This window comes from Peribacillus sp. FSL P2-0133 (genome assembly GCF_037975445.1).
GTDB classification, from domain to species: domain Bacteria; phylum Bacillota; class Bacilli; order Bacillales; family DSM-1321; genus Peribacillus; species Peribacillus simplex_E.
The window spans coordinates 2865494-2880931 of the sequence record NZ_CP150254.1; the positions used below are offsets into that span (position 1 = coordinate 2865494).

The window sequence follows — 15438 nt, forward strand, 5'->3', positions numbered from 1 at the left end:
AAACAAAGATCTAGATCTTAACTGAATTTTTTCCGAGTACCCATGTTTTTTTCCATGAAAGCTGAGCTAGGCCCAGGATAAGCAAAGCCACGATTCCAACTGCGGAAAATACTAAAAATCCAGTAGCATATGTCCCAGTAATCTGTTTTAACGTACCTAGTATGTTTGGAACCAAGAATCCGCCAACACCTCCGGCAGCTCCTACAATTCCTGTGATAAAACCAATTTCTTTAGAGAATCGCTGTGGAACTAATTGAAAAACAGCCCCGTTGCCCATACCGAGAAATAGCATTCCGATGAACAGTAGGATCGTAACGACAGTAAGAGAATAAAGAAAACTAATCCCAAACATACATATTGTGAGTCCAACGAATAAAAACATAAGCAGTTTAACCCCACCTATTTTATCGGCAATAAATCCTCCGACAGGACGAAAGAAACTTCCGGCGATGACACATAATGTAACAAATTCCCCTGCCCTTATTCGTGTTAACCCATACTCATCAACAAAAAAGATGCTTAAGAAGCTAGTAAACCCGACAAAGCCCCCAAATGTCACACTGTAAAGAATACAGAAATACCAAGTGTCCGTTATTTTAAATACGTTGAAATATTCCTTGAGCGGTTTTGCAGGCGGTTGAGATGGTGCGTCTTTTGCGATTAAAATATAAATGACGAATACGACGGTTAAAGGAATCAAAGCTAATCCCATAACATTATGCCAGCCAAGAGACTCTGCAATACGCGGTCCAAACAATGTCGCAAAAAGAGTTCCGCTGTTACCGGCTCCCGCAATTCCCATCGCTAGACCCTGCAAATGCGGGGGATACCAGCGACTGGCCATAGGAAGTGCTGCAGCAAAACTTGCACCTGCCACTCCGAGCAAAATCCCAATTAAATAGAGCTCGGCTAAACTTTCTCCGAATAACCATCCCCAAAAAAGCGGAATCATCGTAACAAGCATCCCGCCGATCGCTGTTTTCCGCGGGCCGATGCGGTCAGTCAAAAAACCAAGGACGATTCTAAAAAACGAGCCTCCCAAAATCGGAATAGCTACAATCAAGCCTTTTTCAGCTGGGGAAAGTCCGAAATCCTTTGTAATATAGACACCCAGTGCACCTAATAATACCCAAATCATAAAACTGATATCAAAATAAAGGAATGAAGCTAATAATGACGGAGCATGACCGCTTTTTTTCAATTCAGATATTTTCATTTTTCATCTCTCCAATACTTTATTAATTGAATATTTGTTTATTTTACTCTTATAAAAGCAAGATTTCTTTGTTTATGTAAGAAAACATCACACGCTTTTTTTGTAAGTTATTAAATGTGTATACTTTAAAGGAGTTATTGGTCAAAATTTAATAATTTCATTTCCTTTTTCTAATATAAATTGAATGATATTGTGGTTTACTTAGGTGATGTAAAGTTTACTTTTCAGTTATGGAAGGGGATATACCAAAACCAATAAGCTTTTTCGTAATATTCTCCATACAAAAAAAGAGAAACCTAATGCTTTAGCTTCTCTTCTAGAATGTAGATAAACCCGATTAAAATTGAGTTTGTTTACAGTTTAATTTGTCCGTTAATTTCCACTCCAGGCACTCGCTTTCCGCAGGAGTCCGTACATCCGCTCCAATCAACTTTGTTTTAACATTAAGATAGGACTCCTTATGCCTAAAGTCCTTTTTGTTTAAAATAGAAGAATTAAAACTGGAGGTGATATCTATTCAGCGAGATCAACTTTAAAAAATGACTGCATTTTCTATAGGTTGCGGGTTCTTCCCACCGCACGAAACAAGGACCTCCTTCATATGATGTGTTATGAGCAGCATGAGATATTTAATAATTTGATTATATCCGGGGAAAGGTTGGGTGCGATAATATGAGGCAATATCCATTTCACAACATTCCATTTCAAAACCTTCAGAAAAAAGACATGTCATTTGAAGAGGTATTTGTTCATATTGTTGAGTTCATGAAATTAAATCCTTCCGGTGACTATCGATTAATGGTCGGTACCGATTCGCAAGTACATAAAAAACATACGGTTTTCATTACAGGCATCGTGATACGGCAGGTCGGAAATGGTGTATGGGGTTGTATAAGAAAAGTGATGATTCCTAGAAGGATGCTGCATTTACATGAACGAATTTCCCAAGAATTGTCGTTAACAGAGGAGATCGTATCACTGTTTACGGAAGAAAGAAAAAATCAGTTAATCGATATTGTACTGCCTGCCGTATATCAAGGGGCAACGTTCACAATGGAAGGGCACATTGATATCGGGATTGGGAAGCGGAACAAAACCAGTGAGTTTGTAAAAGAAATGGTAGCCAGGATGGAATCCATGGGCGTGGAACCGAAAATCAAACCCAATGCTTTCGTTGCTTCAAGTTATGCCAACCGGTATACAAAGCAAGAGTAATGCCTCAAAAACATTTAATAAGCCAGAGTTCTCATCATTGGATTTCTTTAGGCTTATCAAAATGAAAATTTTAGAAAAATATGGATAATTGGTACATGCAATCCCTATCGAAAAACAGCAAAAAACCGGCCTCAGAACGAGACCGGCTTTAACATTTAAAGATATAAGCCGCCATTGCCGTATTCAGTAAGAAAGTTTTAAACCACCACTCCTCAAAGTGGGTGTTTGCAGAAAAAATCCTGTTGTCCAAGTCAGTGACGAGGCATAACATTCCTGTTTCAATATAAAACTCCCTATTACAGCTTAAAGGTTAAAACTTTATTATCATTACGAACAGTGCAGCTTGTATTATTATAATACCTGTAATCCTCATAAGTTACAATGTTAATAATCACCATATAAATCACATCACCTATGGCTGTAGAAGGGAAAAGAAGCCCTATTAGCCCTTTTTAAAAGAATTCGTATTAGACTAAAACTATTGATCAAAATAACCGATAAAATCCCCATGGTCTATATTTTGCAGATATAGTACCGTTTCTTTGTCAGAAATAGTAGGCAGTCCGAAATGTTGTTCATACCTCTCAATTCCTTTACCTGTAATGATAATCCAATCCCCTTCCTTTCCTGCTTGCAACGCCTCCTGTATAGCAAGTGTCCGATCTGGAATAACCTTCCCATTTACAGCAGAGTAATCGCTTTGGAGTTTATTTAGTGACGATTCCATCACCTCTATTCCCTCCGAATTCAGATCATCCATCGTCAAAATCGAAACATCACTATGTTCCGATGATACTTTAACCATTTCAGCCCTTTTGGTTGTATCTCGTCCACCTCGGAAACCAAAAATATGATAAATCTTTTTGGCCCCGCATTCTTTGGCAGTTTGAAGCATATGTTGAATGGCATCTGCAGTGTGTGCATAATCGATGACTATTGTCGGTCCAAATTCTTTCTTATACATTTCAAATCTTCCTGGCACACCGGAAAATCGTTTCAGTGAAGTGAGGATTTCCTCTTTTGAAATTGGAAACATCTTCGCTACGGAATATGCAGCTGTTGCGTTATATAAATTATGAAGTCCAGGTATAGGTAACATAATTTTCACAAAGTCATGATTCTCATTCAATAAAATAAAGGGGTTTATTGCAGTATTATAATTGGTGATGGTTAAATCACAGTGATTGGATTTTCCAAATACAAAGGCACTGACATTCTTCTCCCGTAAGTATTCTTGTAGTTTTTCTCCCCAGAAATCATCCCCATTGATAATCGCAAGACCATTTGGTTTTAATTTTTCAAAAAGCAGTAATTTTGCCAGAAAATAATCCTCCATCGTACCGTGGAAGTCGAGATGGTCATGATACAAATTCGTGAAGACACAGAAATCAAATTCAATTCCTTCTAAACGGTATTGAGCTAATCCATGAGAAGACACTTCCATTATGACAACCATGTCCTGACTGGCTGCCAGCAAGGAATTCAGTTCCATGGTACCTGGAGTCGTATTATGGGAATCGACTTTGTTTCCATTGATAATATGATGTATCGTTCCAATGACGGAACAGGTTACCCCATTCTCTTCTAATATTTGCTGAAGCATATAGCTAGTTGTGGTTTTTCCATTTGTGCCCGTAATTCCTATCATTATTTTTTGATTGCTGGGATCTCCATAAAACCTTTTGGCGATTAGCCCTAATGCTTTTCGGCTGTTCTCCACTCGTAAAAAAGGAACTTCCAATTCCTTAATATCGCGATTGCCAATCACAGCCGATGCCCCTAAACGAATTGCATCTTTAATGTAATTATGGCCATCGGACTTATATCCGGTTACGGCAACAAAAAGGTATCCCTTTTTAATTTCTTTAGAGTTATCGGTTACACCTGTGATGGATATATTTTCAACATCCTTCGGCATCTCCCCGTTTATTGCTTCTTTCAATATGTCTTTAAGGATCATTAACTTTTCTCCTTTTTCATGTAAGCTATTCACCAACTTTTGAAAATTAAATGCATAAGTACCAATAAGCCCATTTTTAGTATTTACCAGTACTCTAAAAATAATTGTCAATCTAGATTTTGTTAGTTGTAATTACAGTCAGAAGGAAAAAAAGAAAGAAAAGCAGCCAAAATTGGCTGCTTTTCTTATGGCTATAGCTGTATTTAGGTGTTGGCATACTGCAAGATAATTACGATTGAATTTCCAGGGGTTTTGTTTCGGCCTTTTGATTGTACAATGGCAAAATGAAAAACATCCCTAGAATAAAAAAGAAAGCGGCTGTTTCAAATATGGCGACGAGTGAAAATTGCTCTTTCAGTACGCCTGCTGCACTCATGGTCAACACCATCGATCCAGTGAATAACGGGCTTAAGATTCCATTGACCCTTCCGATGAACTCACCTTCGGTCCTCTGTAATATCAATGTATTGATCCCGATTTGAATACAAGGCAGCATTAGCCCATTAAAGAACTCGGCTGTAAGTGTAATCCAAAGATTTGTTGAAAGCCCCATTACCGCTAATCCGATGGCATTCACAAGCATTCCTAAAGCTAATAATCTTTGAGGTGCCACCTTTTTGGCAAAAATCATCACACCGGCTCCACCTAAAATCATGCCAAACCCATTCACCATAAATAACCATTGCAGATTTTCCTTGGGCAGTTCCAGTTGTTCTGTAACAAGGAATATAGAGAGCGGCTGAATGAAACCAAGTCCGAGCCCGGCTGCCAGAAAACATAAACCAAGCAAACTTAGTTCCTTTTTTCGCAACACATACCTCACTCCGCTTTTCATTTCCTGCCATATCGTTGTTTTTGCGGTCTCTTCATTCAGTTTACGATCTTTTGGAAGAAAGGCGAGTGCACCAGCTGAAAGTAAAAACGCCAGGCCAGTAATCGCAATCGAAATGTTTATCCCGAATGATTGGAAGGCGAATGTACCGAGAATCGGACCTAAAACCATAAATACTGCAAAGACGGTCTGATAAACAGACATCCCCGTCTGAATTTGACTTTCTGGCAAATGCATCTTAAATAGCTTCATGCCTGATGGCTGAGAAAACTGGGAAAGTATCGCCGAAATCAAAGTAGCGAAGAATACCATTTTCCAACTGCCGAAGATAAGCGAGATAAGCACAGCAAATACGGATATTGCACTTAATATATCACACCAAACCATCGTTTTTTTCGGACTCCAGCGGTCAGCAAACGTCCCTCCAATAAATGAAAAAATAAAAATGGGCGCGAATTCCGCTACTGATATCATGGAAATGGCAAAGGCATCCCCGTTTGTCTTTTCCATGACGAATAGCAAAACTGCAAAATTCCGTACCCATATCCCTATTTGTAAAAACAAGCCTGAAAAGATAATGGCCCGGAATACCCGATTTTTAAATAAGTTAGGTTCCTTATTACTCAATGTTACTGATGTGTTTTCCCCCAATATAAAAACCTCCTGTGAGATATCTGGACAGGAGGCAGTACAATACAAAATTAACAGAGCAAAATATCCCTAATGGACGGAACACAATGATCTTTGTTTGTATTTTAATGTACAGACTAATCCTATCCAGAAAAAAGTTCGTATTTAGCACGCATTTTTTTCTTAAAGAATAGGATTAAATGATCATTGTTTAAAGGTCACCCTTCCATTTTATGTTAATTTCATAATAATCTATTTAATCTGATAAATCAAGGTGAAATCCATAAAAATAACCCATTTTTTTGGGCAGGGTTGTTCGACGTATTGTATAAAAAATGGACTTTCTTTAAAAGAAAGCCCAGACTGTAGACAAACTCGAAGAAAAGCGAGTTTGCCTGCGGTTTTTTTATTAAAAAACGTTCCATTTGATTTCAGAAATCTGCTCCCTTTCCGCCGACTGTCTGCCAAGCCTCCTAGCCGTAAACGCGTTGAGGGCGGACCGCCCGTGGAAAGCGAGTGCCCTACTTTCCAATCAACGTTCAAACACTTTCATTAAAAAAGTATTTTAAATTCCATTAGTTACCAATAATTACTAGTTATGCTTACTGCCCTCTTTTATCTTCTCTATCACTTTTTCATGACCCTATACCGGAATCACCTCAAACAATTGTGATTCTTCTTTTCAATTCTCCAATATACGTTCATGAATAGGATTGCCCTGAACAAGCAAATGGGCAGATGGCATTATAATTTGATGCTCATGAAAAGCTGTCATCATTTCAAACCTCACGCTTCTCGCTGTTTCAAAGTAATGTTCAGGATTAACAAGTCCCACTAAGCATAGTTCATAACCAACATATTTAAGATTCGGATTTAAATCCGTGATGCCAATATATCTAAAATCCTCTTCAGGTGTACCATCCTCTAGCCTTAGAAGTGTTTCACCATACTTTTCATTGCAGATAAGGCATATATCTTCCAACAGTCGTTTTACCTTTTCAGGATTTTCTTGGTAACTTACTGTAATGCGTTCAATGATTCGCATTCTCCCTTTATTAAAATTTTGAATCGTCCTGATTTCACTGTGTGGGATAGTCAGCAATTTCCCTGACCATTCCCTGATCTGCATGAACCGGATACCGATTTCCTCAATCGTCCCAGAACTTGTCTCATTGAATGTCACAAAATTCCCCACTCGGAATTCATTATCTGATAGCCTTACGAATCCCAATAAGATATCCTTAAGCATTTGCTGAGCGGCAAATCCGATAACGACCCCTAAAATCCCAGCTCCAGCTAAAATTCCTTTTAGGTCTATAAACTGTCCAATCAAATAAATAAGGAAAAGCGCGGAAATGCCGTACCTAAGAGAAGAACGAGTAACCCCCTGTATCGTTTTCTCGACTTCTTCCTCAAAAAAATTGGACCTTTTAAAGAACCATTCAACCATTTTATTCAAAATATAATAAACCGCCAATAACAGTAAAGCTAATATAAAAAGCCTCAATATTAAAAATTCTTTTAAATAATCCATAGCAAGCTCAGTAAATTTCAAGATATTCATGTTCCCACCTCCATTTCCACTTTATTCAGAATCGATTAAAATCCAGTCATCATCCTTGCCTATTATCCCTTTATCCAGTATTAGTCTCGTTTTAAGGCGATAGGAAACCCCTCGCTTATAAGGTTCCTTCAATATAGGCAGACAAAAGTTAAAAGGAATTTCATTGCTTTCCCCTGAATTTATCTCTCTTGAAGACAAAATGGTGCTCGTTTTAAGGATTTCGTCGATTCCGGTAGAATGAGTATCCATAATTAAATCACATTCGATTCTCCTTATTCTTTGCGTAAGGGTACCACCCTTAATCAAGAAATATCCATTTATGCATTCACCAGATTTATACGTGTTTTTCGGAAGGATTAAATCTATTTGTGCAGAACCTATCCCTAAAAGTAACAAAGATTTTCTAAGTATCAAAGAATACACTCCAATTATATATTTATTTGTAATTCTACTATTCCCAATATATTTATACATTTCCTTAAGGGCTGCATTATCCTGCACAAAAAAACCTTTACCATTTTGGTAAAGGTTTACTAAAAATAAATAGACCTTTACCAATAGGTAAGGTCTGGCTAACAACAATATGCTGCCAACAACACCGAGAGCAAAGAGCTCTGTAATGACGACATTGTTGTAAAAGCTACTCCCCTTTGGAGAATGTATTCAAGTATATAATTTATAATACGGTAGGATTAGAAAGTTTGTCAAACCTTTATATTTTATTATTTTCGGGATCTGCCCGGGAAATTCGGGTTCTTTGTACATATCTTGATATTAATGAAAATATAATGAATTAACTTGTCCCGTTTTTGGAAAAGAATTAACTGCTGGGTTTTAAATAGGCCAGTTGGTGGAATAAGTATGTATCAGCCAAGTCCTTACAAATGGGTGAACGCTCCTTTCAAAAAGAATAAAGTGAACAAACTATGTATATATAAAATTTTATTTAAAAATTAACAAGATTTCTCTTTTACTTATGCCAATCGTGTTGTAATATAAATGTAACAAATGTAATATTAATTAAACGTTCGTTACATAAGTATCCTAATAGGGATTGGGGAGATAAAATATGAAAAAATTTTCAGGTGTGCTATTATCCATTATCATTTTATTTTTCACATTAAGTGGTCAGGTTACCGCAAAAACGACATCACAGAATTTGTCTGACGCAAATGCATTAAAGATAGCCGATAATGCCAGCAAACATTTTTGGAATGCTTTACATGGGTACAAAACCCGTTCATGTTCACAAAAAACTTTCAATTATAAAGGAACAGCGTATTCATACCTTTGCCAAGAGTTTAATACAAAAGATAAATTGACTACCTACTTAGCAGAGACATTTACTAATAATGCAGTTGAAAAAGGGCTGAACAAATATAGTTACATTACCCATAAAGGGAAATTAGCCCGTCCAATCGGAGACGGCGACAGCATGTTAGAGTGGAGAAAAGCAAAAATTAAATTAGTTTATCAAAAAACTAACGTTAGATCCTACAATTTAACTGTACCTACAGTCGACGGTGACTCAGTAAAAAGAACAGTTACCTTTTATAAGTCCGGATCCACTTGGAAAGTTAATCAGTTCGATGCAGTTCAATAAAAAAATGGTTTAAATGTAACGCCTCATATACTGTATAGTTAGTTATAAACTATACAGTATATGAGGCGTTTTTCTGTTTTCCATTGTAATTTAAGATATAATCTTACAGACTTGTAACAGCTCCTTTTCACTTCTGGGAACTTTCAAAAAAAAAAAAAACACAGCTAGATGCTGTGCCTTAACGGATTTTTGCCTTACGGAAGCCTTGATAGGAATCGTAGACAGCAAAAAAGATGGAGATGAGTATGAGCCCCCAGTAAATCGAGGTTTTCCATTCATCGGTTGAAAATAGTGTTTTTTGGTACGCAATGAATTCCGGGTTCAATAAATCAGGATTACTGATGATGATGATGAAAGTCAGAGTGGATAACAGCTGGTATATGGCATGAAATAAAGCTAGTTTCATGGTCCATCGCCTTAAAAATAATTTATAAATCGCCAAGAGCACCCCAATGATGACGACGCATGATACCAGCAGCCAATAGGAATTCAAGACGTCTTGATTGAAAGAAGGTGTCACGAAAATGAGACTGCCATTTCTTTTTTCATAGACTCCTAAGAGGTTTGCTGCATTGAAATAAAGGGCCGCGAAGACAGAAAGACCTAACAAACTCGCAAAAATCTCGATCATAGGAACCGCTTTTTTCTTTGAAATGTTCGTAATATCTTTTAGGTTTTCCGGTGTCCATGGTTTCAAGTCTTTTGTTAAAGGCGACTGGTCTTTTGAAGTATCCACGCGTTCTAAAATGGCAAATGAAATCGTTAACCAGAAAAACACTTGAATACCTGTACTGATGATACCCGCAATCCCTTTTCCGATTATTATTAAAATTGCGTCCACAACCGTATTCCCCATATCCCGAAAAGGATTATCCCCTATTAATCCGATCAGTGAAATGACTGCAGCGATTGGTAAAATCATTTTCAACAGACAGATATAAACATCAAAATAACGCGGTCCAATCAGATGCATCGGCCGATCGCGATAACGGCTTGCCAGTGTAACCGGATCTCCTAATTTTAAAAGAACGGATTTCACGTCTTGCTCCGTATGATCCACTGGAAGCATATCTTCGATTGTAGATTGAAGCTCAAGCGCAATATCCTCCCGGTTTTTTTCTGGCAGCCTGCGGGTCACTTCCTGAATATAAAGTTCAATCAGCTCCATCTTATCCCTCTCCTTTTAATAATATATAAAGCTCTTGAGAAGTTTTTTCCCATTCTTCTTTTAACTGGGTGAAGATTTCTCCCCCATAATCGCTTAAAGAATAGTACTTGCGCGGTCTACTTTCAGAAGTATCCCAGCTGCTGGTTACCAATTCTTGTTTTTCCAGGCGGCGAAGCAATGGATATAAAGTACTTTGATCAATGGTAATTCCCGACTTCTCTAAACGCTGGACAAGCGAGTACCCATACTGAGGGGTTTTGAGCTGACTTAAAACAGCTAACGTCAAAGTGCCTCTGCGTAGCTCAGTGGTTAATGAATTCAGTAAAGTGCTCATCCAATCACCTCTTCTCTATACTATGTGACGTACACCATACCTTATACTATGCATCATACACTATTTTAGTTCTTACAACACCATAAAAATGAAAATATATTTTATTTAAAGCATAAAAAAGAGAAGCGTTTCACGCCTCTCCGTTTTTCCTTTATTAATATCACACAAGAATGACCCATGATATCATCGTCGTGATAATTGGACCACTCCTTGTATTAAGGTTTCCATCGTTTGAGCTTTGTAGGGATCCGTCACTTTCAAATGCTGGCAAATCTTACTGAACAGCATTACTTAATCGACCGATGTTCTCGACTTCAACAACCACCTCATCCCCCTGCTTGATCGGGCAGCTGCCAGATGGTGAACCCGTGGCCAAAATGTCACCTGGCTCCAGTGTCATTACCTGTGAAAGCCAGCTGATTAGAAACGGAATGCTTAGAGACATTTCATTGGTATTACCGTCTTGGACAACGCGGCCGTTTAAAGTGGTCACAATCCGCAAATTAGTGGGATCTACCCCGGTAACGATGCACGGTCCCAAAGGTCCGAATGTATCAAATCCTTTGCCCCGCGTAAACTGTGGATCTTTTTTTGTAAGATCTCTTGCTGTGACGTCATTAAATATCGTGCAACCGAACACATAATCAAGCGCATCTTCTTCTTTGATGTTTTTTCCGCGCTTTCCAATCACCAAGGCTACTTCCCCTTCGAGTTCCACTTGGTTGGATAGATCGTTTGGAGGAAGGATAATTTTCTCCTTGTCTGCAATAAGCGAAGATAATGGCTTTAAGAAGAGAAATGGTTCTACAAGGTTTGCCTCTCCCCCGGTTTCCTTTGCATGACCTGCATATGTCCAGCCGAAATTAACAACTTTCGATGGTTTTACAGGTTCCAGAATTTTTACGTCACTATATTTCAGCTCTACCCCGTCATACTTTATTTCCTTGTTGACAAGTTCAGCAAAACTGCTAGACAGTTGTAATATCATCTCATCCTCAACAATACCGTAATGTATATTGCCCTGTTGATTCTGATAGCGAACTATTTTTTGTAGCACATGCATTATGAAAAAACTCCTTTGATAATTAAGGTATACTGACCTTAGAAAATATAAAATTCGGGTCTCCACCGAAGATTCCAACTCCATAACAGATAGCTCAACAATGAGCTCAGAAAGTGCTGCCCTGGTGGTAGATTATTTTATTCGATTTCATCGAAAAGTTCAATAATGAGCAATGAAATGTAGTTGAAGCACTGATACTTACTTTAAAACAGTCAGACGGAAACGTATGCGGTTGATAGTTAATATGTCTGAAGATCTTTTTTTATATGTTTACATGGTTTTTCTTTTTATAAAAGTGGCAGCATCTTGAGAATGCTCCCAACATTCAAGATTTTCAAGACCCTTAATGCTGTCTTTATAAAAAACAGGATCTTGACCAGCTTTTTTCTGTTTCATATAATCACTTAATGCTGCAAAAGCTACTTTTGATAATAAGAAAACAGCAATTAAGTTTACGATAACCATCAAGCCCATAAATAAATCCGCTAAATCCCATACAAGCTCGACCTTTGCAATCGAACCGAATACAATCATGGAGAACGCGCCTATTCGATATAGAACTAACCATGCTTTACCTGAGTGTAAAAATCGAATATTTGTTTCCCCATAATAATAGTTACCAATTAACGAACCGAATGCAAATAGGAAAACAAAGATAGCAAGACAACCTGATGCCCAGGAACCGATGTGTTCACTTAATGAAGTTTGTGTAAGTGCAATGCCAGTTAGCCCTGGTTGTTTATAAGCATCCGAAAGTAAAATAATAAATGCTGTGCTTGTACAGATGATCAGTGTATCCGTCAATACGCCAAATGCCTGAATAAGCCCTTGTTTCACCGGATGACTTGTTTTTGCCGTTGCGGCAACGTTTGGCGCACTCCCCATACCAGCTTCATTCGAGAATAAACCACGTTTAACTCCATTCATGAACGCAGCGCCGATTGAACCGCCTGCTAGTTGTTCAAAGCCAAACGCGTTATTAATAATAAGAGAAAGAATTTCCGGCATTTTGGTTATGTTCATTACAATGACAAATAATGTAATTCCGAGATATAACACACCTAGAATCATAACCTTGTATTCAGCAATTTTTGCAATACGTTTCACACCGCCAAAGATAATCGCAGCGAAAGCAATTGTCATGAGAATCCCTACAGTTAAACGATCTGCACCAAATGAGTTCTCAAAAGCAATTGTAACGGTATTTGATTGTACTGAATTGAATACAAGTCCGAAAGAAAGCGTAATTAAAATGGAGAATAATACTCCCATCCAACGTTTGTTTAATCCTTTTTCCATATAATAGGATGGACCACCTCGGAAACCAGTTTTATCTTTAACTTTATATACTTGCGCTAACGTACTTTCAATAAAGCTGGTTGCCGAGCTAATAATTGCAATAATCCACATCCAGAATATCGCTCCAGGACCGCCTAATGCAATCGCAATCGCAATTCCTGTGATATTTCCTGTTCCAACGCGAGCGGCCATACCGATACAGAACGCTTGAAAGGGGGAAACGCTGTCTTTAGAACCCTTTCTTCCTTCCATTAAAACACGGACCATTTCCTTTAACATTCTAACCTGTACAAATTTCAATTTAAATGTGAAATAAATCCCACAAGAAACAAGCATAATAATTAATAATTTTGACCAAAGGAAATCATTCGTTACGCCAATTACGTCATGTAATAGTTGTTGCATTTAAACACCTCTTATTAAAATTTACTAGCTTAGAAGATACATGGTTTTTTCACTATAAAAAAAGATCAACTTCATCAACTGATGAAGTCTGTCCAAAGTCAGGAATTTATAGCCCTCAAATATTTGAGTTAATAGACTTAATGGCAGTATTTCAAAAATTCAACGAAATATCTGCTGCAATCGTTGTTTCCATCATTTCTTTTACCTTTTTAGGATCTGTTGTTTTTCCTAGCACCCACATCAATTTCGGCACGATTGCTTCTGTGTTCATATTTTTAGAACGTACTACACGATCATGGTCAATTTTCCGACCAACTTCATATATACTCATGTCCTCCCCTTCTTCTAGACATTGAGTCGTAATGACAACCGATACACCGTGCTCTGTTAATTCAATTAATTTCGCTAAAATGTTGCGCACTTGAAAAGGTACACCACCACTTCCATAGCTCTCCACAACCACTCCTTTATACAAACCTTTTAAGCAGTCAAAAAATTCTGGTTTTATCCCAGGATGTAATTTCACAACCGCCACATCTGTACAAAGTGATGTATCTAATTGAATGTGTTTCTTTTTTTTGATATGAATGGATTTATTATATTCAATATGGTCATCATGCATCGATGCAACATACGGATAATTAATACTTTCAAAGGCATCATAGCTTTTCGTTCTAAGTTTAATCGCTCTTGTCCCTTGAATGACTTTGCCGTCAAATACAATATATACCCCACCTATTTCTTCACAAGCAAAACGAATGGCATCTGAAATGTTTCGTTTAGCATCTGTTTTACTATACGAAATTGGAATTTGCGAACCTGTAATAACAATCGGTTTTGATGCATCTTGTAACATATAAGAAAGTGCAGCTGATGTGTAAGCCATTGTATCGGTGCCATGCGTAATAATAAAGCCATCGTAATGATCGTAATGATCGTAAATTACATTTGCCAAGTCTATCCAAAACTCTGGTTGCATGTTGGTGCTATCAATGTTCATTAACTCCTTCGTATCAATACGGCAACGTACATTTAATTCAGGTATGTAACTTAATAAATCACCAGCATGCAGTTCAGGTGCAAGTCCGTTTTCTCCTTCAAGTGAGGCTACTGTTCCACCAGTTGTAATCAACATTAATTTTTTCAATGATAATGACTCCCCTATCTATTTACTACAATATGTTTTTCAAAGAAAGTATTCGTTTCGCGTGCGTTTATTCGATTCGCGTACTTTCCATGTAATTATAGTAACATAAATACAATAATTCAAGATAAAAATATTCAAATAATTTTCTTTTACCATTTTAAAATCTTTAATTGGGACAATTGATTTTATCCCATGTCGGATAATATAACGCCTGTCCAGAATAAAAAACATACAGTTCCATAAAGAAAAAAACTGCCTTAAAGACAGTTCCGATTTCATGATACCAAAAAAATTTTCCATAACAGCGTTATCGTAACAAATTCCCTTTGCGAGACAAACTCTGCGTAATGCCATGCTCCAGGGATTTTGGTTTTAAAACGACTTTAATTCATTTATCCTTACGATTATTAAAAATTTGATAACCATGACTTGCTTCTTCAAGTGACATTTTGTGTGTGATAATTTCCCTTGGGTCAAATTCGTTATTTCTTATTTTTCAAACAATTCTGATTTTACACCTGTATTTATTACACTCCAATAAGCTGTTGGCAGAACATCATAAAAAGAGCAGTGACTCAACTTCCAATTCGCATAATTCCTCGATAACAAAGGGAGTGAAATTTCCAAAAGGGACTTTTAAATATTCAGCCCTCCAGAATCATAATGAGGGTTTGAGTTATCGCATTGGCTTTTCATTTCATGTTGGCAATAAAAGTAATGTCCGCATGAAAGATTAAAGGGAGCACAACACGGTCTCACTTTTTTACTTTAGTGATTTCAGGTCCAACTTTTTCTACAATACCCATTGGTTCATGGCCAATTATATATCCTGGGGGTAATGGCATGTTACCTTGATATAAATACAAATCAGATCCGCAAATAGCAGTAGAAGTAATCTTAACTATAATATCGTCTTTTTTTCTAATTTTGCATCCTCTACTTGGTTAACTTGTACATGATTTGGTCCTTGATAAGTTACAGGCTTCATAAATGCTGGGCCCT

Annotated in this window: 12 protein-coding genes, 1 other RNA gene and 1 pseudogene; 2 read left to right on the forward strand and 12 right to left on the reverse strand. The window is 37.4% G+C overall.

What is annotated here, in order from left to right:
• Positions 1 to 10: 10 nt before the first annotated feature.
• Positions 11 to 1216: a nitrate/nitrite transporter gene (locus tag MKY17_RS13760; protein ID WP_098372395.1), complete on the reverse strand. Its 1206-nt coding sequence runs from the start codon at positions 1214 to 1216 to the stop codon at positions 11 to 13.
• Between the two features lie 672 nt (positions 1217 to 1888).
• On the opposite strand from MKY17_RS13760, the gene MKY17_RS13765 reads away from it, so the two are divergent.
• Positions 1889 to 2431, forward strand: coding sequence for a ribonuclease H-like YkuK family protein (locus MKY17_RS13765; RefSeq protein ID WP_098372396.1), 543 nt, complete (start codon positions 1889 to 1891; stop codon positions 2429 to 2431).
• 161 nt (positions 2432 to 2592) lie between these two features.
• Here MKY17_RS13765 and ssrS read toward each other — a convergent pair.
• The 5 genes from ssrS to MKY17_RS13790 form a co-directional block, all read right to left on the reverse strand.
• Positions 2593 to 2779, reverse strand: a non-coding RNA gene (gene ssrS, locus MKY17_RS13770) — 6S RNA.
• Positions 2780 to 2909: 130 nt separating this feature from the next.
• Entirely contained in the window at positions 2910 to 4391 is a 1482-nt protein-coding gene (locus MKY17_RS13775; protein ID WP_339202267.1) for a UDP-N-acetylmuramoyl-L-alanyl-D-glutamate--2,6-diaminopimelate ligase, read from the reverse strand.
• A gap of 229 nt (positions 4392 to 4620) precedes the next feature.
• A complete protein-coding gene (locus tag MKY17_RS13780; RefSeq protein ID WP_339202268.1) occupies positions 4621 to 5874 on the reverse strand; it encodes an MFS transporter in 1254 nt (417 codons plus the stop codon).
• A gap of 661 nt (positions 5875 to 6535) precedes the next feature.
• Positions 6536 to 7417: a mechanosensitive ion channel family protein gene (locus MKY17_RS13785; RefSeq protein ID WP_339202269.1), complete on the reverse strand. Its 882-nt coding sequence runs from the start codon at positions 7415 to 7417 to the stop codon at positions 6536 to 6538.
• Positions 7418 to 7438: 21 nt separating this feature from the next.
• Positions 7439 to 7831 carry a sporulation protein gene (locus MKY17_RS13790; RefSeq protein WP_286177144.1) on the reverse strand — a complete coding sequence of 131 codons (393 nt, stop codon included), beginning with the start codon at positions 7829 to 7831 and terminating at the stop codon, positions 7439 to 7441.
• 655 nt (positions 7832 to 8486) lie between these two features.
• On the opposite strand from MKY17_RS13790, the gene MKY17_RS13795 reads away from it, so the two are divergent.
• Entirely contained in the window at positions 8487 to 9020 is a 534-nt protein-coding gene (locus MKY17_RS13795) for an IseA DL-endopeptidase inhibitor family protein (protein ID WP_098372401.1), read from the forward strand.
• A gap of 178 nt (positions 9021 to 9198) precedes the next feature.
• Here MKY17_RS13795 and MKY17_RS13800 read toward each other — a convergent pair whose 3' ends face one another.
• The 6 genes and pseudogenes from MKY17_RS13800 to MKY17_RS13825 form a co-directional block, all read right to left on the reverse strand.
• A complete protein-coding gene (locus tag MKY17_RS13800; protein WP_339202271.1) occupies positions 9199 to 10188 on the reverse strand; it encodes a hypothetical protein in 990 nt (329 codons plus the stop codon).
• A gap of 1 nt (position 10189) precedes the next feature.
• A complete protein-coding gene (locus MKY17_RS13805; RefSeq protein WP_339202273.1) occupies positions 10190 to 10522 on the reverse strand; it encodes a PadR family transcriptional regulator in 333 nt (110 codons plus the stop codon).
• Positions 10523 to 10796: 274 nt separating this feature from the next.
• On the reverse strand, positions 10797 to 11585 hold the full coding sequence (locus tag MKY17_RS13810) for a fumarylacetoacetate hydrolase family protein (protein WP_339202274.1): 789 nt from the start codon (positions 11583 to 11585) through the stop codon (positions 10797 to 10799).
• Between the two features lie 270 nt (positions 11586 to 11855).
• The gene (locus MKY17_RS13815) at positions 11856 to 13289 is read right to left on the reverse strand and encodes an alanine/glycine:cation symporter family protein (protein ID WP_339202276.1); all 1434 of its coding nucleotides are present in this window, start codon (positions 13287 to 13289) and stop codon (positions 11856 to 11858) included.
• A 151-nt stretch (positions 13290 to 13440) separates the two neighbouring features.
• Positions 13441 to 14436, reverse strand: a complete 996-nt coding sequence (locus MKY17_RS13820) for an asparaginase (protein WP_098373309.1) — start codon at positions 14434 to 14436, stop codon at positions 13441 to 13443.
• Between the two features lie 388 nt (positions 14437 to 14824).
• Positions 14825 to 15424, reverse strand: a pseudogene (locus MKY17_RS13825) (alcohol dehydrogenase catalytic domain-containing protein).
• Positions 15425 to 15438: the final 14 nt, after the last annotated feature.